The organism is Nonomuraea sp. NPDC050227 (assembly GCF_044459705.1).
Lineage (GTDB): Bacteria > Actinomycetota > Actinomycetes > Streptosporangiales > Streptosporangiaceae > Nonomuraea.
In genome coordinates, this window is sequence record NZ_JBITJF010000017.1 from 136,841 (window position 1) to 157,754 (window position 20,914).

Sequence of the window (20,914 nt, forward strand, 5' to 3'; positions counted from 1 at the left end):
ATGACGAACGACAACAAGGCCGTCGTGCAGCGCGCGCTGACGGAACTGATCGGGACGGGCGACGTCGACGCGCTCGCGCCCCTGCTGAGCGACGACTTCCGCCACCACCGGCCCGGTTCGGCGGCCTCGACCAAGACGGAATGGCTCGGCGCCGTGCGTGCCGCGCTCGTCCCGCTGGCCGGCATGCGCGTGGAGATCGACCACGTGCTGGCCGACGGCGACCACGTCGTGATGCACTCACGCCGCCAGGCGCCGGACGGCGGACCGGAGATCGTGGTCGTGGACATCTGGCGCCTGGACGGCGGCCGCATCGCCGAGGCGTGGGAGATCATCGAACCGGTGTCCCAGGCCGCCGCCAACCTGACCTGGTGGGATCCGCCCGTCCGCTGACGTGCGCCGCGTACCGGCCGGTCAGCCGGTACGGCGATCCGATCCCCGGCCGCCCCTCGACCCGCCCTTCGCGCTCCAGCTCCCGGCACGCCTTGAGCACGATGGGGGCATAACGTCTGGAACAGCTAACCCCCATGGGTGTATAGGTAGGAGGTAACCCGCCGATACCCCCAAGGCTGGAAAGGCGTCGCCATGCCGAAGATCAACGTGTACCTCCCCGACGAGCTGGCCGAGGCGGTCAAGGCCGCCGGCGTCCCGGTGTCGGCGATCTGCCAGCGCGCGCTGGAGCAGGCGGTGCGCAGGATCACCGCCATCCGCCAGACCGCCCTCGGCGAGCTGGACGCCGGCGACCTGGCCGAACGGCTGCCACGCTTCACCGACCGCGCCCGCACGGTCGTCAAGCTGGCCATCGACCGGGCCCGCGCAGACGCGGCGCCGGCCGTCGGCACCGGGCACCTGCTGGCCGGGATGCTGGCCGAGGGGCAGAACCTGGCGCTGCACGTGCTCAGAGCGGTCGACATCGACCCCGCCCAGGTCCAGCGCGACCTGGACCGGCGGCCGACCGGCGAGGAAGGCGGGGCCGGCGGGAACCCGGTGGTGCACTTCAGCGACGCCGCCGCCGGCGCCCTCGAACTGACGGTCACCGAGGCGACCGCGATGGGCCACAACTACGTCGGCTGCGAACACCTGCTCCTGGGGCTGATCACCGAGCCCGACGGCACCGCCGGCCAGGTCCTGCGGGCGCTGGGCGCCGAGTCCCGCCTGGTCCGCCGGGCCGTCACGGCGGCCCTGGCCGGCTACGTGCACCTGCGCGCCCAGACGTCGGCCGCCGGCGATCCGGCGCAGGCGCTGGCCGTGGCGGTGCGGCAGCAGTTGCAGCCGCTCATCGAGCGCATCGAACGGCTGGAGCAGAACCTGGGCTCCGCGTCCGAGCCGCGGTGACCAGGGCCGTGGACACGCCGATCCGCCGGCGGCGAGCCCCGTCACGCCTCGCCCGCACCCTGATCAGCTGCGTGGCCGTCGCCGTCTTCTGGCTGCTGATCCTGCCGCCGCTCCTCCTCGACGGCCGGTGAGGCGGGCGCGCTAGCCCTGGAGCCGCATGAGCTGCCACTGCGCGAACGAACTGACCTCCTCGTCCTTCACCCTGGCGGCGAGACGCAGCAACGCCGCGTCGTCCTCGGCCATGCGCGTCGCGATCGCCGCGGCGAACAGGCGGGCCACCGGGTCGTCGCCCTCCAGCGCGGCGACGACCTCGCCCGGGTCGGGGTCCTCGGCGTCGGCGGCGACCAGCCCGGCCGCGAGCCGTCCGACCTCGGGGTCGGCCAGCCGGGACAGCCCCGCCATGAGCTGTTCGGTCGAGGCCATCGCCAGGAAGTGCAGGACCTTCCACCGGATGGCGGTGTCGGAGGTCCGGCTCAGGGCGAGGGTCTGGGCGATGACGCCGGCGTGCCGCTCGTCCGCGGCGAGCAGCACGAACTCGACGGCGAAGAACCGCACCTGGGTGCGCGGGTGGGCCAGCAGGGCGGGGACCTCGTCGAGCAGCGGCTCGGCCGGCTCGCCCAGCTCCGACAGCAGCCAGGCGCCGGTCTGCACGGCGTCGTCGTCGCCGCTGCGCAGCAGGACGCGCAGGTTCTCGACGGGATAGCCGTCGAACAGCTCGTTGAGCAGGTCGTTGGCGGCCTGGCCGCGGGCCTCGTCGTCGGCGGGGCGGGCGAGGATGCGCGCCATCAGGTCGTCGCCCGTCTGTGTCTGCATGTGGTGCTATTTCCCCTCGTTGGCCTTGCGCTCAAGGTCTCTCAGGAGCTGCTGCTCCTGCTCCAGCCGGGCGGCGTGCCCGGAGTCCCTGCCGAGCTTGGCCTCGTTCATCTTCCGCGTGAGGATGCTGTCCTTGACCTCGGCCGCCGCCTGCCTCGCCTGCTCCGGTGTCATCTTGCTGACGTCGTTGCTGTTGGGCAACCTGCCGTGCATCCGCTGCGCGGCGTTGTCGAAGCTCGCCGAGGCGTTCGGGTCGTAGCCGCCCCCCTTCCCGCCCTTGCCGCCGCCGCCCCCGCCGCGCCTGCGCCGGATCTGGAGCATGCCGTCGCGGGCGTGCGGCCGCTTCTCCATCTCCTTCATGATGCGGCGCATGGTCTCGGTCACCCGGCCGCTCAGCACCGGGGCCAGGCCCCTGGCGGTGCCCTCGGCGCCTTCGAGCGCCACCCTGCCCACGGCGTGGCGGGTCATCTGCATGCGGGCGAGGGCGATCATGCCGCCCGCGGCGCCGCCGAACAGCAGCGCCTGGGTGGCGGCGGTCAGTCCGTACGCGGCCTGCGTGCCCACGGCCAGCTTGACCGCGCTGACCACGTTCGCGGTGCCGTCGAGGACGGCCGGGGCGACCTTCGCCGCCGAGGCGGCCTGGGAGATGTGGCCGCCGCCGTCGCCGACCTGGTTCCAGTGGCCGGCCAGGTGCGTGGCCGAGTCGCCCTGGTAGGACTGCCCCGCGTTGCGGACCGACTCGTCGGCCGCGGCGCCCTGGGCCGACGACGCGGCGAGGACGACCCGCCAGTCGTCGGCCTCAAGACGCCACTCGTCCTCGTTGTCGTTCGGCCAGGGGAAACCGATGAGGTTGAGGAAGCCCGCCACGTGCGGGTCGAGCGTCACCGCCATGCGGGGCTCTCGAAGCTCTCGACGGTGGCGCTCTCCGCCGCCCGGGTGTTCCTCGCCACCGTGCGCAGCCCCTCGCCGGTCTCGGCGATCTGCCCGCCGATCCCCGTCAGCGCGTCGAGCGAGGTCTGCAGGCATTCGTTGTAGGTGGCGATGATGGTGGCGAACAGCCCCTCGCCGCCGAACGTCCGGGCGCCGCTCCCCCGCTGCCGCAGCCGCGTGACCGCGGCGTCGTAGTTCGCCCCATGGTCGGTGACGTACGCGCCGTCACGACCCACCGCCCCCGCGGCGATCTCAAATCCCGTCATGCCCAGAAAGCATATCCAGTCAATTCCGGCACAGAGGTTTACCTCTACACTGAACGTTCACGTGACTGACTGTCGGGGGTTCGACATGCGTTCACCAGCTCCTGAGGACGACGCCGAGTACCTGCACGAGTACGTCGCCCAGAGCCGCCGCGCCATCCGGGCGCTGCACGACGCGCGGGCGTCCATCGGCCGGGTGGAGGGCCGCGCGGAGAGCGACGACGGGCTGGTCGAGGCGTCCGCCGACGGCAACGGCGTCCCCACCCGCCTGCGCATCGACCCGCGGGCGCTGCGCCTGGACGAGGCCGCGCTCGGCAGGAAGACCGCCGAGGTGCTGCGGGCCGCGCAGGACGACGCCGCGCGGCAGGCGCGGGAGATCGCCGACGGGGTGCGGGACGCCACCGCCGCCGTGCCCGCGCCTTTGGACGAGACCTTCGTACGCGCGCGGGTCGAGCAGGCACTCAACGACCTTTACTAGGAGGCGAAGCGTGTTCGGGCCGGAGATCGACCCCGCCAACATCAGCGAACGCGAGCTCGACGAGGCCGCCCGCCGGGGCGAGCGCATGCTGGCCTGGCTGGAGTCGGCGCAGGAGGAGTTGCGGGCCGTCATCGGCACCGGCGAGGGGCCGTCGGGCCACGTGCGGGTGACCGTCGACGCCGACGGACGCGTCCTCGACGTCCGCTACGACCAGCGCGCCCTGCGGCTGGGCGGCCAGGACCTGGCCGAGGAGACGCTCGCGGCGGTACGGGCGGCGGCCGCCGACGTCCAGCGGCGCACCCACGACCTCATGCGCGAGGCCGTCCCCGGCTACGACCCCGACCGGACGCAGGCCGAGCTGGAACGGCTGCTCGGCGCCGAGTGGGCGTGAACCCGCACGCCCGGGAACCTCACGGTGCGGCGGCCCGGCCCCCGGCGCGCGAGCGCCAGAGCAGCCACACGAAGTACGGCGTGCCGAGCAGCGAGGTGACCAGCCCGGCCGGCACCTGGGCGGGCGCGATCACGGTACGGCCCAGCGTGTCGGCCAGGCTCACCAGCACCGCCCCCAGCACCGCCGCCGCGGGCAGGAGCCGCACGTGCCTGCCGCCGACCAGCGCGCGGGCCGCGTGCGGGGCGACGAGCCCGACGAACCCCACCACGCCGACGGCCGAGACCGCGGTGGAGGTGACGAGCACGGCGCCGCCCAGCGCGAGCAGCCGCACGGGTTCCAGCGGCACCCCGAGCACCCGGGGCGTGTCCTCGTCGAGCGCGAGCAGGTCGAGGTCGCGCCGCAGCCACAGAGCGAGCGGGAGGAAGAGCGCGAGCGCCACGACGACCGGCAGGAGCTGGGCCGGAACCCGCCCGTAGGTGGAACCGGAGAGCCAGGTGAGCGCCTTGGCGGTGTTCCACGGGTCGGACTTGACGATGATCAGCACGGTGACCGCGTTGAACAGCGCGTGCGCGCCGATGCCCATGAGCACGAGCCGGTCGGAGCTGAGCCCGCCGCGCCAGGCCAGCAGATGGACCAGGGCGAAGGCGGCGAGCGCGCCGACCCCGGCCGCGCCGGACACCACGGCGATCCCGGCCATGGGCACGAGGGTGAGCGTCGCGACGGCCGCCGCGCCCGCGCCCGCGGTGATGCCGAGCACGCCCGGCTCGGCCAGCGGATTGCGGGAGACGGCCTGGAAGGCCGCGCCGGAGACGGCGAGCGCCGCACCGGCCAGGACCGCCGCCGCGACGCGCGGCCAGCGCTGGTCGAGCACGTACGTCAGCGCCCTGCCGGTCCTGCCCCACAGCCAGTTGGCGACGTCGCCGAGCAGCAACCAGGTGTCGCCGCCGAGCAGGCCCAGCACGACGGCGAGGACCAGCAGCGCCGTACCGGACAGCAGGATCACCGCGAAGGCGGCGCGGCCGGGGTCGGCGGCGCGGACGGTCGGCGGCCGCCGGGCCGGACCGGCGTCGCGGTGCCGGCGGGCCAGCCACATGAGCACGCCCGCGCCCAGCATCGCGGTCACCACGCCAGGCGGCACGTCCACCCCCGCCTGCGCGCCGAGCACGAACCGCAGCGCGACGTCGGCGGCGAGCAGGACGACCACGCCGGCCAGCGCCGAGAGCGGCACCAGGACGCGATGCCGGCCCAGCCCGGGCAGCCGCCGGGCCAGCAGGCGCACGACGACCGGCGCGCACAGCCCCACGAAGCCGACGGGCCCGGCCACGGTGACCGCGGCGGCCGAGAGCAGGACGGCGAGCACGACGACGGTCAGCCGCAACCGCCGGACGTCGACGCCCAGCACCGAGGCGGTGTCGTCACCCAGGCCGAGGATGTCGAGGCGGGAGCCGAGGGCGACGGCCGCCCCGACCGCCACCACGATCACCGGGGCCATCTGGGTGACGCCACCGAGGTCGCTCTGCACGAGCGAGCCGCTGCCCCAGGCGAACAGGCCGGTGTTCTCCTCCTGGAAGAGAATCATGAGCAGGGTGGTCGCCGACTGCAGGGCCAGCGCGGTCGCGGAGCCGGCCAGGATCAGCCGGGTGGTGCCGGTCCTGCCGCCGGCCGACAGGGCGAGCACCAGAGCGGCCGCGGCCAAGCCGCCGAGGAAGGACAGGCCGCCGGACAGGAAGGCCGGCAGGCTCAGCCCGAAGGTGGCGGCCAGCACGACCGCCAGGTACGCGCCGTTGCTGACGGCGAGGGTGTCGGGCGAGGCCAGCGGGTTGCGCGCGACCGACTGCAGCAGCGCGCCCGCCGCGCCGAGCGCGACGCCGACGCTGACCGCCGCCAGCAGCCGCGGCAGCCGGGCGGCGACCAGCACGTTCATCGCCTGCTCGTCGAGGGCGAACAGGTCGGTGTCGGAGGTGCCCTGCGTCAGGTGCAGCACGGCGAGGGCCGCGATGACGGCCAGGGTCACGAGGAAGGCCCCCGCGACGCCGAGCCTGCGCAGCGGCGTCGCGGGGGCCTCGACTGCGGTGATCACCCGGCGTAGGCCTTCACCAGGGCGTCGGCGTACTGCCGGCACGACAGGGGGCCGCCGAAGGTCCAGATGCCGTCGGGCAGTTTGGTGATCTGGTTCCGCTTGACGAAGCTCAGCGACCTCCACAGGGAGTTGCCCGCCAGGTCGGCGAAGACGTCCACGCCGTCGGAGGCGTTGTAGAAGAAGCGCAGGTTCTCGTCCTTGACCGCGGTCATGCCCTCGACGTCGGTGCTGCCGAGGCCCCACTGCGCGTCGACCTGGCCGGTCCAGGCGTTGGTGAGGCCGAGCCGCTCGGCCACGTCGGAGACCAGGGCGCCCTTGCCGAACGGGCGGATGGAGATCTTGCTGCCGTCCTTCCAGCCGTCGGCCATCATGAACTTCTGCCCGGCCGAGCCGGAGGCGGCGATCCTGGCCCTGCCGTCGGCCATGGCGGCGTCGAAGTCGGCCATCACCTTGGTCGCCTGCTCCGTCCTGCCGACGGCGGTGGCGAGCAGGGTGAGGTCGTCGCGCATGCGGGTGAGGTTCGCGGCGGCGTCGCTGCCCTTGGCGACGACGACCGGGGCGATCTTCTCCAGCTGGCCGATGAGGGCGGAGTCGTCGGACTCCATGACGACGAGGTCCGGCTGGAGGGCGGCGATGGAGTCGACGCTGGGCTCCTGGCGGGTGCCGACGTCCTTGACGGAGGCGTCGAGCGGGGCCGCGGTGACCCAGGTGCCGTAGCCCTTGACGTCGGCCGCGCCGACCGGCTGGACCCCGAGGGCGACCAGCATCTCGACCTCCCCCCATTCCAGGCCGACGACGCGGGTCGCGGGCCTGTCGAGGGTGACCCGCTTGCCGCGGGCGTCGGTCACGGTGATCGGGGCCGCGGCGCCCGCCGACGGCTCCCGGGCCGCGGGGGCGGCGGGGGGCTCCGTCGTGCCGCAGGCGGTCAGCAGCAACATGGCGGCCATGACCGCCGGGAGGGAACGCATGGGGATCTTTCAGCCTTTCATCGCCAGGTGGCGGCCCAGCGGCCTGGTGCGGACCAGTCCGGTGAGCGGGTCGATCGTGGCCTCGACGCGGATGCCGTAGGCCTCGGTGAGCAGGTCCTCGGTGAGCACCTCAGGCGGCGCGCCGGCGGCGCGGACCCGGCCGCCCTGGAGCAGCACGACCCGGTCGGCGATCTCGGCGGCCTGGTTGAGGTCGTGCAGGACGACGCCGACGGCCACACCATGCCGGTCGGCCAGGTCGCGCACGAGTTCGAGCAGCTCGACCTGGTAGCGCAGGTCGAGGAAGGTGGTGGGCTCGTCGAGCAGGAGCACCCCGGCGTCTTGGGCCAGACAGGTGGCCAGCCACACGCGCTGCATCTCGCCGCCGGACAGCTCGTCGACGGCGCGTCCGGCCATGGCGCGCACGCCGGTCAGCTCCATGGCGTGCTCGATCGCGGCCTCGCCGCCGGGGTCGCCCGCGCGCCAGCGGCCGCGGTGGGGGTGGCGGCCGTAGCCGACCACGTCCTTGACGCGCACGCCGGTCGGGGTGGGACGGCTCTGCGCCAGCAGCGTCACCCGGCGGGCGAAGTCGCGGGCGGACAGGGCCAGGGCGTCGGCGCCGCCGGCCAGCCGGACCTCGCCGGAGTCGGGGCGGTGCAGCCGGGCCAGGGCGCGCAGCAGGGTGGACTTGCCGCTGCCGTTCGGGCCGACCAGGGCGGTGACGGCGCCGGTGACCAGGCTGACGCAGGCGCCGTCGACGACGGGACGACCCGCGTAGCCGAGACACAGGTCAGTGCCGGTGAGCGCGGGACCGGAGCGGTCCGGGGGCAGGGGGGCGGTCGTCATGGCGGGCTCACGCGTCCTCGGAGCGGCCCTGACGCCAGTAGCCCATGAAGGCCACGGCCTTACGGTCCATGCCGCGCTCGGAGACCAGGTGGCGGCGCAGCCGCTTGATCACGGCCGCCTCGCCGGCCAGCCACGCGTAGCAGGGGCCGTCGCCGGTCTCGGGGATCTCCCAGAGGATCTCGGCGTCGACGTCGATCTCCTCGGGCTCGGCGCCTGCCGCGCCGGCCGGAAGGAGCCTGGCGGCGGCCTCCGCGACGGCGGGCTCCAGGCGGGCGCCCCAGGGAGCGTCGCCGCGGGCGAGCCAGGTGACCCGCACGCCCGGCGCGCCGGCGACCGGGAGGAAGTCCTCCTCGCGCGGCACCTCCAGCAGGGCCTCGCCGGTGACATGGGCGGGCAGCCGCTCCAGGATGCCGACGATCGCCGGGACGGCGGTCTCGTCACCGGCGAGCAGCACGGTGCCGAAGCCTGCGGGCGGCCGGAACTCCAGGCCGCCGTGGAAGCCGTCGTAGAGGCCGTTCGGGCCGAAGATCGCCGCCTGCGAGCCCGGCTCGCAGGCGGCGATCCAGCGGGCGGCCGGCCCGGCGGGCCCGGCGCAGTCGTCGTGCAGGACGACGTCGATGTCGACCTCGGCCGCCTCCGGGCGGACCGCGCGGACGGTGTAGGTGCGCAGCGGGTTGCGCTCGTCGCCCTGGGCGTACCACTGCTTGAACCAGTCGGCTCCGCGCGGGAAGCGCGTGACGCCCGCGCCGGGGGTCGGCAGGACCAGCTTGACGCGCTGGTCGTACCCGTTGTCCGCGAACTCGTGCAGGTCATCCCCGGTGAAGGTGACGCGGAGGAACGACGGGCTCAGCCGCCGCAGGCCCCGAACCCGGACGTCGAAGGCACGAAAAGGATCAACCACCACAGAGCTCCTTAGTTAGGTTAGGCTAACCTACATTGAATCCTCCCATCGGGAAACCTGCCCCCAGAGCCGTCGCCTTTACAACGTAGATCACAATCAGGGCGGAAAATTATCGGCCGGAGTTGTCGGATCCGGGCCGCGTCGTTCGTAGCCAGGGTGAACAGTCGCCACGAGGGGCTGTCACGACCAGCACGACCGAGGGAGACGCCGACCGATGCAGCACCACCCGCAGGCCAGGATCCACCGCATGTTCGAGCTCACCGAGCCGATCGCCACCGCCACCTTCTCCGAGGTGGCCAACGAGGCGTTCCTGGCCGTCGGCATGCGCAACTACTGGGACGGCTACTTCGCCGGCCGCGCCGCCCCGCTGGGCCTGGCACCGGCCGAGGTGGTCCACGCGGTCTTCTACAACTTCGCCGACGGCGAGGTGGCCCGCCACATCCCCTGGGTGTGGGGAAAGATCACTCCGCAGGAGGCGATCACCGTGCGCGAACAGGGCAGCGCCGCCGCCCTGCGGCAGCTGATCGGGGAGCTCGCCGGCTCGCCCGGTCTGGCACGGGCCGCCGACCTCGCCACCCGGGCCGGGCTCAGCGCGCCGGCCGAGGGCCGGCCCCTGTACGCCGGGCTGCGGGCGCTCGACGTGCCCGAGGAGCCGGTCGCCAGGCTCTGGCACGCGGCGACGCTGCTGCGGGAGCACCGCGGGGACGGCCACAACGCCGCCCTCGTCGCCCACGGCATCGGCGGCACCGAGGCCCACGTCCTCATGGCCGTCTCCCTCGGGATGCGGGCGGAGGAGTTCGGCCGGATCCACCACCTGCCCAAGGCCCGGCTGACCGCCGTGGTCGACGGGCTGCGCGACCGCGGCCTCGTGGACGCCGCCGGCGGGTTCACCGACGCCGGCCGCGAGATCAAGCAGCGGATCGAGGCGCTCACCGACGAACTGGCCGCGCCGGCGTACGACGTGCTCAGCCCGGACGAGCTCGACGAGCTGGCCGCGGAGCTCGAACCGATCGCCGCCGCGGCATCGGCCTCCGACCACTGAAAGGACCCGGCCATGACCAGCACTGCGGACTACCGGACGACCATGCGGGTGAAGGCCTCTCCCGACGCCCTCTTCGACGCGCTCACCACCGTCACGGGCCTCGCGGCATGGTGGAACCCGGCGACCGGGTCCGGCACGACCGGCGGCGAGCTCCGGTTCCTCATGAACGCCCCCGAGCCCCTCGTGATCCACGTCGAGGAGGCGACCCGGCCGACGTCGGTGCGCTGGACCGTCGTCGACTGCCCCTTCCTGCCTGACTGGATCGGCACGAGGCCCACCTTCACCGTCACCCCGGCCGACGACGGCACGTCCGAGCTCGTCTTCCACCACCGGGGCCTGAGCCGGGACCTGGAGTGCTTCGGCATGTGCAGCCGCAGCTGGCGGCACTACATGACGAGTCTGCGCGACCACCTGGAGGCCGGGGGCGGAAGCCCGTTCGGCAGCCCCGCGGACAGGGCGCGCCGGCGAGCACAGGCGGCCGGCCCGGCCTCAGGGGTTCTGGAAGGCCACTTCCGGGTTGGCGGCGGACGGGCCGTCCAGCAGGGGCTGCTGCTCGCCGCGGAGGTGCCGGCCGAAGAAGGCGCCGACGTACGACGTGGTGATCTCGCCTGACCGCTTGCCCGACAGGGGCGCGGCCGGGTCGACGATCCCCACCTGGGCGCCCAGGATGGGCAGGTCGATGAAGGTGAAGTGGCCGGAGTCGGCCACGGTGAGCCAGCGCTTCCAGCCGTCCAGGCGGGGCCAGTCCCGGGTCCAGGTGGTGTCGGCGGCGCCGGGTGAGTGCTGGACCTTGGTGCCGAGCATGAGGAACGGCCGCCCGCCGAGGCCGGAGACCGCGACCGGGGCGAAGAACGAGCCGTCCAGGTTCACCCCGGCGCGGACCCGCCGGTCGGCGGCCATGACACCGGCCGCGGCGTTGCCGCCGAGCGAGTGGCCCGCGGCGCCGATCCGGCGCGGGTCGATCATCTGCCAGTGCCGCCAGGCGGGCGCGGACCGTGCGGGACGGATCAGCCGGTCGATCACGAAGGACAGGTCGGCCGCCCGGTTGACCGCGGCCTTGGCCATCAGCTCCTTCTCCGCCTCGTCGGAGGGGGCGCTCTCCACCGTCTCGCACGCGACGCAGGTCAGGGTACGGCCGCCGGGGAAGGTCGTGCCGAACGACTCGTAGGCGTGATCGACGAGGGCGACGACGTACCCCTTGGAGGCGAGGTCCTCGGCGAGCGTGGTCAGGGTGGCCCGGTTGAGGGTGAAGCCCGGGGAGAGCACCACCAAGGGGTGCCGGCCGCCGACGGGACGGGCGTTCAGGTGCGCGTTGGTGCTGACGTCGGCGAGTTGCCCGGGCTTGAAGACGGTGTCGAGCCGCTGCCCCTTGAGGAGCAGCCGGGCCTCGTCGACGGTCATGTACGGCGCGGCGCTCCCGCCGGTGCGCGCCGGGAAGTACACCGAGACCATCAGCTCGCGTGCTGCTGCGGGCACCCACGGGTCGCGGCGGTCGGCGTCGACGAGATGCAGGGTGTCGCGACCGACTTCGTACTGGCCGGTGGGGTGCGGGATCGCCACGCGCACGTCGGAGATGCCCGCGGCGGAGGCGGCAGCGGCGGGCGCCGCCGCCGCGGCCGCCGCCGGGAGGGCCAGGGTCAGGGCGAGGAGGAGGGGGGCGGGGTTACGGCGAGTTCTGATCATGCACAGAACTGTAGAAATGACGCCACCACCCCCCACATGCCCGAAAGACAGGCTCGGACCCTTACTTTTGTCAGGGGTCAGGACCGGTGTTCTTGTCAGGGGTCAGGACCGGGCAGGCCGGTCAGCCGGCTCGGAGCGGGCCGTGCGCCTCGATCGAGAGGTCCTGCCAGTCGGCCCAGGTCTGGAGCCGGTCGGCGTAGGCCTGCTGGATCAGCGGGTGGAAGCCCTTGCCGAACAGCACCCGCATCGGCGGGTTGGCGGAGTCGACGAGCTTCAGGAGCGCCTGCGCCGCGGCGGCCGGGTCTCCCGCGGGCATCTTCCCCGCCATCGCACCGAGGCGCTGGCGCAGACCGTCGTAGGCCGGGTCGGTCGTGGCCATGTGGCCGTTGGCGAGCGGGTCGGGGTTGTTGCCGTTCCGGGTGGCGAAGCCGCCGGGCTCGACGATGGTCACCTTGACGCCGAACTCGGCGACCTCGCCGGCGAGCGCCTCGTTCAGGCCCTCCAGGGCCCACTTGGAGGCGTGGTAGGCGCCGCCGAGCGGCATGGCGATGACCCCGGCGGCCGAGGACAGCTGGATGATGTGCCCTGAGCGCTGCTCGCGCAGGTACGGCAGCGCGGCCTGGACCACCCACACCGCGCCGAACAGGTTGGTCTCCAGCTGGTCGCGCAGTTCCTGCTCGGTCAGCTCCTCGACCGCGCCGACCTGGGCGTAACCGGCGTTGTTCACGATGACGTCGAGCCGGCCGAAGTGCTCCTTCGCCCGCCGCACGCTCTCGAAGACCGCGGCCCTGTCGGTCACGTCCATCTCCAGCGGGAGCACCGCGTCGCCGTGGACGTCGACCAGTTCCTTCAGGCTCGCGGTGCTCCGGGCGGTGGCGGCGACCCGGTCACCGCGCGACAGGGCGGCCGCCACGAAGTTGCGGCCCAGGCCGCGGGACGAGCCGGTGACGAACCAGACCTTCTGCATGCTGTGCTCCTTTCAGCTGTTACACCCCCTGGACGAGACAGCCCCGCACGGATGTGAGCTCGGGCGAGTGTGACCTGCGACACTTTGTCGCCTTTGTCCAGCCATGGTGGTACCAATGGTCGGCGTGACCCGCACCGAGGAGTTCCAGGAGCTACGGCCGCTGCTGTTCGCGATCGCCTACCGGATCCTGGGCAGCGTGAGCGAAGCCGAGGACGCCGTCCAGGAGACCTGGCTGCGCTACGAGGGCGCCGCAGCCCAGCCCGACTCGCCCAAGGCCTTCCTGTCGGCGACGGTGACCCGGATCTCGATCGACGTGCTGCGCTCGGCCCGCGTCCGGCGCGAGGCCTACGTCGGGCCGTGGTTCCCCGAACCGCTGCTGACCGACCCCTACCAGGACCCGGAGCGGTCGGCGGAGTTGGCCGACTCGGTGTCGATGGCGGCGCTGATCCTGCTGGAGCGGCTGAGCCCGCTGGAGCGCGCGGTCTTCGTGCTGCGCGAGGTGTTCGCCTTCAGCCACCGGGAGATCGCCTCAGCCGTGGAGCGGTCGGAGGCGGCCTGCCGCCAGCTCGCGGTGCAGGCGCGCCGCCACATGGACGCGGGCCGCCCCCGCTTCCAGGCCGATCGCCGGTCCCGGGACCGGCTTGCCGGGCGGTTCTTCGGCGCGCTCAGGGAGGGGGACGTCGAAGGGCTGCGGGAACTGCTGGCCGCCGACGTCCGGCTGGTCAACGACGGCGGCGGCAAGATCGGCAGCACGCTGCCCGTCCTCGGCCTCGCGAAGGTGGCGCGCGTGCTGTCCGCCGCCGTCGCGCCGTTCGCCCGGATCGGCGCGGTGCTGGAGGCGCACGAGGTGAACAGCCAGCCGGGCGCGATCATCCGCGACCGCGACGGTCAGATCGTCAGCATCTGGACGCTCGACATCCTGGACGGACGCATCCAGACCATCCGCTCGATCGTCAATCCCGACAAGCTCCGGCACCTCGGCCCCGTCGCCGACGCCCACGCGGTCATCCGCGAGAAGAAGCAGCGGGCACGCGCGGCGGCGCGGGGCGGTGCGCCGGTCACCGGCGTGCCGGACGAGCCTCGGTGACCGGCGGCCCCACCGACGCAGCGGTCCGCCGGGCTCGCGCCAGGACGGCCGGACCGCTGCGCCGACGTTCTAGTCGGTGAGCAGGATGTCGTCCAGGCACAGCGTGTACGGCGCGTCCGCACCGCCCACCTGGAACAACACCTGGGCCTCCTGGTCCGAGGTCTTGGCGGTGTTCTGGTAGGAGTAGGTCCTGGACCCGGTGCCGACCTCGGGGTAGCCGTCCACGATCGCGGCGGGCTTCGAGCCGCTGTCCTGGACCACCGACCTGATCTTCACCGGCCGCGTCGCCGACGCCTTGAAGCTCAGCCGGTACGTCTTCCCGGCCTCCACGGCGATGCCGCTCTGCCCGATCATCGAGGCCCACACGTTGTCACCGCCCGCGGGGACCTGGGCGCACAGCCGTCCGCCCGTCACCTCGATCGGCGTGTTCTTGGACGCCCACCAGCCCTTGACCCCGTTGTCCAGCGAGCCGTTCACGACGCTCTGGTGCACGGGCACGAGAGACACATTGTCCAGGCACAACGTGTACGGCGCGTCCGCACCGCCCACCTGGAACAACACCTGAGCCTCCGAGTCCGACACCTTGGCCGTGGCCGCGTAGGTGAACTTCTTGGAGCTGGCGCCGACCTCGGGGTAGCCGTCCACGATCGCGGCGGGCTTCGTGCCGCCGCCCTGGACCAGCGACCTGATCCTCGTCGTCTTCGTGGCGGTCGCCTCGAAGCTCAACTGGTAGGTCTGGCCGCCCCGGACCTCGATGCCGCTCTGCCCCACCATCGCGGCCCACACGTTGTCACCCCCCGCGGGCACCTCGGCGCACAGCCGCCCGCCCGTCACCTTGATCGGCGTGTTCTTGGACGCCCACCAGCCCTTGACCCCGTTGTCCAGCGAGCCGTTCACCACGGCGTCGCCGGCGGGCGCGGCGGCGTACGCGGGTGTGGCCGCCGCGGCCATCGCCACGAAGGCGCCCGCGGCGATGAGACGCATCGGATAAGAATTCATGATCGTGGATCTTAGGGGGGCGACATCGGCGTCAACCTAGAGCCAATTCCCGGTCATTTGGTTGGGCCAAATCGCCGTGGGCGGCCGTCTCGGCCTGGCGCTCGGGCGGACGCCACCGGCAGGTCAGCCCCGCCGGGCGCAGCGTGCATCATCGGGTGCTCCGGAAGCTCCGGGCCCAGCGGCGGAGCTCGGTGGCGGCCTCGTCGCGGGTGAGGGGACCGCGTTCCAGGTGCACCTCCTGGAGATGCCGGATCGCGGCCCCGACCATCGGGGAGGGCGGGAGGCCGAGCATTCGCATCACCGTCCTGCCGTCGAGCACGACGGGGACGTCGTCACGCCTGGCGTACCTGTCACGTTCGGCGGCGGCGCGGGCGTCGGCCTCCTGCCTGGCGCGGCATGCGGCCTCCCACGCGTCGTAACCGGGGGCGTCCAGGGCATCCAGGGCCGCCCGGCGCCACCCTTCCAGGTCGCGTTCCCGCCCGAGGCCGACCGCGTCGAACAGGTCCGCCGCACCTGCTCTGACCGCTCCGAGGCGCGCGAGCACGGCGTTGATCGGCCAGTCGTCGCGCGGCGGCCCGGCCTGGATCGAGGCGTGCTCGGGCCCCCAGCCGCGACGGCCGTTCTCCCACAGGGCGGCGGCTTGGCTGCCGCTGCCACCCCAGAAGTCCGCTTCCACGTAGGCGACCTGGCCGCCGCGGGACCAGTCCTTCAGCCTTCCGGCGAGCCCCGGGGACATGAGCGTGAACGGCCCGCTCTCCTGCCGCGCGGCGGTCGGCTCGCCGAAGATCTCGTCGGTCACCGGCAGCAGCCCCAGGCGTTGCCCGAGAGGCGCCACCACAGCCCGTGGCACTTCTCCCGAAAGTGAGCGGAGACGGTCGAACTCACCGACGACACCGTGGAGCACGTACGACATGCCCGCACCCTAGATCACCGGCTTCGTGACCCACCTTCATGATCCACGTCACGCCCGCCGCCGCGGCCGGCCCGTCTAGGGTGGGCGCATGGCCGAACGGCGTCCCTTGATCGCGCGCAGGCTGCGGCCGGGACACTGGGTCGCCGTCGACGTGTTCGCGGCCGTCGCCCTGGCCGCCGGGTTCTCGGTGCCGGCGGTGCTGGCGCCCGAGTCCGCCGGGGTGCCGCCCTTCGTGGCCGCGCCGGTGATCGCGCTGGCCTGCCTGCCGACGGCGGTGCGGCGCCGGTGGCCCGTGCCGGTGTGCGCGGCGGTCCTGGTGGCGGCGGTGATCGCGCCGTTCGCCGGGTGGCAGGAGGCGTTCGTGCCCTTGGCCGTCGCCCTGCACGCGGTGGCGCTGCTGCGGGCGCGCCGGACGGCGGTGACGGCGCTGGTGGCCGCGCTGGCGGTGACCGCCGCCGGCGCCGCGATCGGCGCCCCCTCCTGGACGGAGGCGGCCTCGGTGTGCGGATTCGCCTGGCTGCTGCTCGGCCTGGCCTGGACGATCGGGCTCGCCGTACGGGAGCAGCGCGCGTACGCCGCGCAGGCCGTCGCACGGTCGGCGCAGGCCGCGGCGACGGCGGAACGGCTGCGGGTGGCTCGTGAGGTGCACGACGTCGTCGCCCACAGCATGGGCCTGATCTCCATGCGGGCCGGCATCGCCAACCACGTCGCCGCCACGCACCCCGAGGAGGCCGGGGAGGCGTTGTCGATCATCGAAGAGACCAGCCGGAAGGCGCTCACGGACCTGCGCGGCCTTCTGGGCCTGCTCCGCGACATCCCGGAAGATCGGGACGACGGCGCGCCGCGCATGGTGGACAGACTGCGTGAGCTGGTCGCGGCGATCCCGGACGGTCACGTGCGGGTGGAGCTCGACGTCGAGCCTGGCCTCGCGCTCGGCGGCGAGGCGGCCCTGGTCGTCCATCGCCTCGTACAGGAGTCGCTGACCAACGTGCTCCGACACGCCGGCCCGGCCCGGTGCCGGGTGACCGTCGTCACCCGGGCGCGGCGCGAAGTGGTGGAAGTGGTGGTCGAGGTCGTCGACGACGGTCGCGGGGGTGCGCCGCGTACGGGAGGACACGGGCTGGCCGGGCTGGAAGAGCGGGTGACCCTGCACGGCGGAACGTTCTCGGCCGGGCCGGAGCCCGGCGGCGGCTTCGCCGTCCGCGCCAGACTGCCCTTGCCGAGCGGGTCCGGGTCCGGGTCCGGGTCCGGGGAGGACGACAGGTGAGCACGTTCACGGTACTGATCGCCGACGACCAGGCGTTGCTGCGCGCGGGCCTGCGCAGGCTGATCGACACCGCCCCCGGCCTGACCACCGCCGGCGAGGCCGGCACCGGGCAGCAGGCCGTGGACCTGGCCCGCGACCTGCGGCCCGACCTGGTGCTCATGGACGTCCGCATGCCCGGCCTCGACGGGATCAGGGCCACCGAGCTGATCCGGGCCGACCCGGCGACCGCCGGGACACGGGTGCTGATGCTGACCACGTTCGATCTCGACGAATACGTCTACGGGGCGTTGCGCGCCGGAGCCAGCGGATTCCTGCTCAAGGACACCGGCCCCGGCGACCTGCTGGCGGCGCTGCGCATCGTCGGGGAGGGGCAGGCGCTGCTGGCCCCGTCGGTCACCACGCGGCTGATCGCGGAGTTCGCCCGGCGCGAGCCCGCCGCGATCCCGGCCGGGCTGGCGGCGGGGCTGGCCCAGGTGTCCGGACGGGAGCGCGAGGTGCTGGTGCTGGTGGCCAGGGGGCTGACCAACCCGCGGATCGCCGAGCGGCTCGGCATCGGGGAGGCGACGGTCAAGACCCATGTCCGCAGCCTGCTGGCCAAGCTCGCCGCGCACGACCGGGCGCAGCTCGTCATCGCCGCCTACGAGGGCGGCGTGGTCACGGCCGGCGGGCGGGCGCCGTCAGCGGCGGTAGGAGACCTCGGGGAAGGCGGCTGACGGGCCCCGCAGCAACGCCTGCGGACGGCCGCGCAGCGTCTGCTCGAAGAAGGCCAGCGGGTAGGCGCGCTGGAAGGCCAGCGCCCGCTCGGCCGGGATCGTCCCGACGACCTCCTCCAACTGCTCCTTCCCCAGCCCCAGCGGCCCGGCCGACATGGGGATGAGCAGGACGTCGTCGCCGAAGGAGTTGTGCGCCGCCCCCTTGAGCGTCACGTTGAGCCGCCATCCCCGCAACCCGTCCCAGAAGGCACGCAGTGTCGGATTGGTGGCCATGCCGCCCTTCCCGTCGGTGTCGACGACCATGTACGGCCGGTCGAGGCCGGACTTCGCCACCTTGCCGAAGACGGCGCCGTCCAGGCCGAGCCCGGCCTTGATCCGCGGGTCGGCGTACATGGCGGAGGAGGTGGCCGCGCCGCCGAGCGAATGCCCGAACATCCCGATCCGCGCGAGATCGAAGAGCGGCTTCCCGGCACGGCCGGGCACCTTCTCCTCCAGGGCAGGCAGGCTGTCCAGGACGAAACGCACGTCGGCCACCCGGACGTCGACCGCCTTGGCGAAATCGGTCACCTCGGCCCCCGTCTCCACCCGTCCGCCGGGGAACTCCACCACCGCCGCGTCATAGGGGTGATCGACGGTGACCACCGCGTATCCCCGGCTGGCCAGCTCCTCGACGACGCCGGTCCCGTAAGCGCGCGAGGCGTTGGCGCCCGGCGAGTACAGGACGACCGGCAGCTTGCCCAGGCTCGTGTCGGCGGGCGCGCCCTCGTGACCGTCGGTCCTGTCCAGCAGCACCGAGCCAGGCTCCAGGTCGTTCATCTTCAGGTACCGGTCCGCCGCCGCCCTCGGCATCCAGGGGGCGACCGGATGGGCCTGCGCGTCCCGGGCCGGGTACCACAGGCTGACCATCAGCTCCCGCCTCCTGCCGGAGCCGTTCCAGGGATCCGGGCGGGACTGATCCACCAGGTGGACCGAGACGGTTCCCACCGAATGCGGGCCCGTCGGCTTCGGGACGGTCAGGCGCTGCGGCGGGGTCGATCCGCAGCCGGCCAGCGTGAGAGCCAGGGCGGTGATGATGAGTGCACGTTTCACCCTCTTCACGCTGCCAACCGCGTACGCCCGCCGCCTCTGACGTGCGGAGGACCTCCGGCTCAACCCAGGAGGGTAGAGCTCGCTGGAGATCGTCCTCAGGAATGACACCCACGAATGCTCGACGCGGAGCCACCGGCGGCGGCGGACCAGCCCCTCCCCCGAGACGCGGAGCATGCACTTGTTGGAACCCCTCGTAGGGGCGATGAGGACCGCGGTCGTAGCCATCTGAAGGACGTGTGCAGCTCAAGCCCTGTGCGACGGGTTCGACGCGGTGCAGGGCGCAGGGCGGAGTCCTTATGCGACGCCGGTCTGGGCGCGTACCATCCGCGCGTACCACCCGTGGCGGTCGCCGAGCAGGTCGAGGCGATCTCCGTGTTCCGCCACCCGGCCGCCGTCCAGGGCCACGACGGTGTCGAAGGACTCCAGGACGCCGAACCTGTGGGTGATCATCACCGTCGTCCGTCCCGCCCGCTCGGCCAGGACCGCCTCGACGACCTCCAGCTCGGTCATTGGGTCGAGGGCGGAGGTGGCCTCGTCGAGTACCAGCACCGACGCGTCGGCCAGGAGCGCGCGAGCCAGGGCGATGCGCTGTCGTTCGCCGCCGGACAGCAGCGCTCCCCGCTCTCCCACCAGCGAGTCGTAGCCGTCCGGAAGTGCCGTGATCCGCTCGTGGACGCGGGTGAGCCGACAGGCCCGCACGAGATCGTCCGCGGTGGCGTCGGGGGCGGCGTACCGGAGGTTGTCGGCGATCGACCCCTGGAAGAGGAAGGGCTCCTGGGTGGCGATGCAGACGCGTCCGGGTGACGGACGGGCGATCTCTGCCCCGTCGACCAGGACCGACCCCTCGGTGGGCGGGTGCAGGCCGGCCAGCAGGTGGCCGAGTGTCGTCTTGCCCGAGCCGCTCGGGCCGACGACCAGCGTGGTGGATCCGGCCGGCAGGGTGAGATTCACACCGTCCAGCGCCGGACGGTCCCGCTCCGCCGCGGCGTACCGGAACATGACCTCATGGACGGCCAGCGCGCCGGGCCCGGAGACGAGGTCCGGGGTTGGCTCGGGCCCGGGCTCCAGCTCGGGCTCGGGCCGCATGTCGAGGTAGTCGAAGACCCGCTCGAAGGCTCCTTGGGCGGAGCGGAAGTCGGTGGAGATGTGCAGGAGTTGCCAAAGGGGCTGGTAGAGCCTGGCCTGCAGCACGGTGAAGGCGACCAGAGTGCCCGGGGTGATTCCGTCGGACAGGCCCGCCGCCACGAACACCAGGTACGGGGTCAGCACGAAGAAGACGTGTCCCGCGCTCAGCACCCCTTGGGCCACCAGCCCGGACCGTACCCCGAGCCGGATCAGCCGCCGGCTCTCCGCGGCGAATCCGCCCGCCTCGTCCGCGCTTCTGCCGTGGACCCTGGCCAGGATGACGGCGCCCAGGCACAGCCGCTCCGCCACGATGGCCGACAGTTGTGCGCGGGAGCGCTGGCTGACCTCCGACAGGTTCTTGAGCGCTCGCCCGGAGCGGGAGGCCACCCAGACGACGACGGGTGTGAGGATCAGGGCGGCGCCCGCGAGCTGCGGTGACAGTGCCACCATCGCGCCGGCGGCGGCCACGAATCCGAGCACGCCGGACAACGTGCTGGGCAAGGTGTCCTTGACGGCGTTCTCGATCTGGACGGTGTCGTTGGCCAGCCGCGACTGGATCTCGCCGCCTCGTGTCGCGGCGAAGAAGGCCAGCGGCATGCGCTGGAGACGGCCGAACAGCTCCACGCGCAGCGCGTGCACCACTTGCTGCGCGACGCGGGCCGACACCCACGTCTGGCCGAGGTCCACCACGCCCACCGCGCAGGCGGTGGCCGCCGCCAGTCCGGCGATCAGCGCGAGCAGCGGCAGGTCGGGACCGCCCGCGCCGAACAGCGCCCGGTCGAAGACCAGCTGGGTCAGCAACGGCACGGCGGCGTTCAGTGCGGAGTAGGCCACGACGAGCAGGACGACGAAGCAGATGGCGAGCCGGTGCGGCATGAACAGCCGTACGACCCTGCGCCAGGTCCCGGGGGCGGGAGGCGGCTCCGAATCGAAGCGGGAACGATCGTGCACGGGCCGGGCCTGTCCTTGTCTCTTGACCGAACGCTGTTGACCAGACGTCTGGATCGAACAGGGCCCCGCCCGCCCGGGT

At 73.2% G+C, this 20,914-nt stretch carries 22 protein-coding genes and 1 pseudogene; 10 read left to right on the plus strand and 13 right to left on the minus strand.

What is annotated here, in order from left to right; genetic code table 11:
• The 3 genes from ACIBK9_RS46790 (at position 1) to ACIBK9_RS46800 (ending at position 1,463) form a co-directional block, all read left to right on the plus strand.
• The gene (locus tag ACIBK9_RS46790) at positions 1 to 390 is read left to right on the plus strand and encodes a nuclear transport factor 2 family protein (RefSeq protein WP_387665031.1); all 390 of its coding nucleotides are present in this window, start codon (positions 1 to 3) and stop codon (positions 388 to 390) included.
• A gap of 192 nt (positions 391 to 582) precedes the next feature.
• Entirely contained in the window at positions 583 to 1,332 is a 750-nt protein-coding gene (locus ACIBK9_RS46795) for a Clp protease N-terminal domain-containing protein (RefSeq protein ID WP_397165515.1), read from the plus strand.
• Between the two features lie 8 nt (positions 1,333 to 1,340).
• On the plus strand, positions 1,341 to 1,463 hold the full coding sequence (locus ACIBK9_RS46800; RefSeq protein WP_397165517.1) for a hypothetical protein: 123 nt from the start codon (positions 1,341 to 1,343) through the stop codon (positions 1,461 to 1,463).
• Between the two features lie 10 nt (positions 1,464 to 1,473).
• Here ACIBK9_RS46800 and ACIBK9_RS46805 read toward each other — a convergent pair whose 3' ends face one another.
• Genes ACIBK9_RS46805 through ACIBK9_RS46815 form a run of 3 tightly spaced genes read right to left on the minus strand, consistent with a single transcriptional unit; the run spans position 1,474 to position 3,341 of the window.
• A complete protein-coding gene (locus ACIBK9_RS46805; RefSeq protein ID WP_397165518.1) occupies positions 1,474 to 2,145 on the minus strand; it encodes a hypothetical protein in 672 nt (223 codons plus the stop codon).
• A 6-nt stretch (positions 2,146 to 2,151) separates the two neighbouring features.
• Positions 2,152 to 3,036: a hypothetical protein gene (locus ACIBK9_RS46810; RefSeq protein ID WP_397165520.1), complete on the minus strand. Its 885-nt coding sequence runs from the start codon at positions 3,034 to 3,036 to the stop codon at positions 2,152 to 2,154.
• The gene (locus ACIBK9_RS46815) at positions 3,027 to 3,341 is read right to left on the minus strand and encodes a hypothetical protein (RefSeq protein WP_397165522.1); all 315 of its coding nucleotides are present in this window, start codon (positions 3,339 to 3,341) and stop codon (positions 3,027 to 3,029) included. Before ACIBK9_RS46815 ends, ACIBK9_RS46810 begins: the two co-directional genes overlap by 10 nt.
• Before the next feature lie 61 nt (positions 3,342 to 3,402).
• Between ACIBK9_RS46815 and ACIBK9_RS46820 the strand changes: the two genes are divergently transcribed.
• Together ACIBK9_RS46820 and ACIBK9_RS46825 are read left to right on the plus strand one after the other, a co-directional pair.
• A complete protein-coding gene (locus ACIBK9_RS46820; RefSeq protein ID WP_397165523.1) occupies positions 3,403 to 3,816 on the plus strand; it encodes a YbaB/EbfC family nucleoid-associated protein in 414 nt (137 codons plus the stop codon).
• 10 nt (positions 3,817 to 3,826) lie between these two features.
• Positions 3,827 to 4,207 (plus strand): YbaB/EbfC family nucleoid-associated protein, encoded by a 381-nt coding sequence (locus ACIBK9_RS46825; RefSeq protein ID WP_397165525.1) that lies wholly within the window; start codon positions 3,827 to 3,829, stop codon positions 4,205 to 4,207.
• A 19-nt stretch (positions 4,208 to 4,226) separates the two neighbouring features.
• Here the strand turns inward: ACIBK9_RS46825 and ACIBK9_RS46830 are convergent, their stop codons facing one another.
• Genes ACIBK9_RS46830 through ACIBK9_RS46845 form a run of 4 tightly spaced genes read right to left on the minus strand, consistent with a single transcriptional unit; the run spans position 4,227 to position 8,999 of the window.
• Positions 4,227 to 6,287, minus strand: a complete 2,061-nt coding sequence (locus ACIBK9_RS46830) for an iron ABC transporter permease (RefSeq protein WP_397165527.1) — start codon at positions 6,285 to 6,287, stop codon at positions 4,227 to 4,229.
• On the minus strand, positions 6,284 to 7,255 hold the full coding sequence (locus tag ACIBK9_RS46835) for an ABC transporter substrate-binding protein (RefSeq protein ID WP_397165529.1): 972 nt from the start codon (positions 7,253 to 7,255) through the stop codon (positions 6,284 to 6,286). Before ACIBK9_RS46835 ends, ACIBK9_RS46830 begins: the two co-directional genes overlap by 4 nt.
• A 9-nt stretch (positions 7,256 to 7,264) precedes the next feature.
• Entirely contained in the window at positions 7,265 to 8,098 is an 834-nt protein-coding gene (locus ACIBK9_RS46840; protein ID WP_397165531.1) for an ABC transporter ATP-binding protein, read from the minus strand.
• A 7-nt stretch (positions 8,099 to 8,105) separates the two neighbouring features.
• Complete coding sequence (locus ACIBK9_RS46845; RefSeq protein ID WP_397165533.1) at positions 8,106 to 8,999, minus strand: siderophore-interacting protein; 894 nt, start codon at positions 8,997 to 8,999, stop codon at positions 8,106 to 8,108.
• Between the two features lie 214 nt (positions 9,000 to 9,213).
• Here ACIBK9_RS46845 and ACIBK9_RS46850 point away from each other — a divergent pair, with 214 nt between their 5' ends.
• On the plus strand, positions 9,214 to 10,041 hold the full coding sequence (locus ACIBK9_RS46850) for a MarR family winged helix-turn-helix transcriptional regulator (protein ID WP_397165535.1): 828 nt from the start codon (positions 9,214 to 9,216) through the stop codon (positions 10,039 to 10,041).
• A gap of 12 nt (positions 10,042 to 10,053) precedes the next feature.
• Positions 10,054 to 10,446, plus strand: a pseudogene (locus ACIBK9_RS46855) (SRPBCC domain-containing protein); the annotation flags it as partial.
• 84 nt (positions 10,447 to 10,530) lie between these two features.
• Here the strand turns inward: ACIBK9_RS46855 and ACIBK9_RS46860 are convergent.
• Both ACIBK9_RS46860 and ACIBK9_RS46865 read right to left on the minus strand, forming a co-directional pair.
• Entirely contained in the window at positions 10,531 to 11,724 is a 1,194-nt protein-coding gene (locus ACIBK9_RS46860; protein WP_397165536.1) for an alpha/beta hydrolase family protein, read from the minus strand.
• Between the two features lie 121 nt (positions 11,725 to 11,845).
• Entirely contained in the window at positions 11,846 to 12,691 is an 846-nt protein-coding gene (locus ACIBK9_RS46865) for an SDR family NAD(P)-dependent oxidoreductase (RefSeq protein ID WP_397165538.1), read from the minus strand.
• Positions 12,692 to 12,815: 124 nt separating this feature from the next.
• On the opposite strand from ACIBK9_RS46865, the gene ACIBK9_RS46870 reads away from it, so the two are divergent.
• Complete coding sequence (locus ACIBK9_RS46870) at positions 12,816 to 13,778, plus strand: RNA polymerase sigma-70 factor (RefSeq protein ID WP_397165848.1); 963 nt, start codon at positions 12,816 to 12,818, stop codon at positions 13,776 to 13,778.
• Between the two features lie 69 nt (positions 13,779 to 13,847).
• Here ACIBK9_RS46870 and ACIBK9_RS46875 read toward each other — a convergent pair whose 3' ends face one another.
• Positions 13,848 to 14,762: a carbohydrate binding domain-containing protein gene (locus ACIBK9_RS46875; RefSeq protein WP_397165540.1), complete on the minus strand. Its 915-nt coding sequence runs from the start codon at positions 14,760 to 14,762 to the stop codon at positions 13,848 to 13,850.
• Positions 14,763 to 14,925: 163 nt separating this feature from the next.
• Positions 14,926 to 15,615, minus strand: a complete 690-nt coding sequence (locus ACIBK9_RS46880) for a hypothetical protein (RefSeq protein ID WP_397165542.1) — start codon at positions 15,613 to 15,615, stop codon at positions 14,926 to 14,928.
• 163 nt (positions 15,616 to 15,778) lie between these two features.
• On the opposite strand from ACIBK9_RS46880, the gene ACIBK9_RS46885 reads away from it, so the two are divergent.
• Positions 15,779 to 16,957, plus strand: a complete 1,179-nt coding sequence (locus ACIBK9_RS46885) for a sensor histidine kinase (protein ID WP_397165543.1) — start codon at positions 15,779 to 15,781, stop codon at positions 16,955 to 16,957.
• Positions 16,954 to 17,670 carry a response regulator gene (locus ACIBK9_RS46890; RefSeq protein WP_397165544.1) on the plus strand — a complete coding sequence of 239 codons (717 nt, stop codon included), beginning with the start codon at positions 16,954 to 16,956 and terminating at the stop codon, positions 17,668 to 17,670. Before ACIBK9_RS46885 ends, ACIBK9_RS46890 begins: the two co-directional genes overlap by 4 nt.
• On the opposite strand, the gene ACIBK9_RS46895 is transcribed toward ACIBK9_RS46890, so the two are convergent.
• Positions 17,635 to 18,759, minus strand: coding sequence for an alpha/beta hydrolase family protein (locus ACIBK9_RS46895; protein WP_397165546.1), 1,125 nt, complete (start codon positions 18,757 to 18,759; stop codon positions 17,635 to 17,637). The two genes, ACIBK9_RS46890 and ACIBK9_RS46895, sit on opposite strands and share 36 nt — an antisense overlap.
• Before the next feature lie 294 nt (positions 18,760 to 19,053).
• A complete protein-coding gene (locus ACIBK9_RS46900) occupies positions 19,054 to 20,835 on the minus strand; it encodes an ABC transporter ATP-binding protein (protein WP_397165548.1) in 1,782 nt (593 codons plus the stop codon).
• Positions 20,836 to 20,914: the final 79 nt, after the last annotated feature.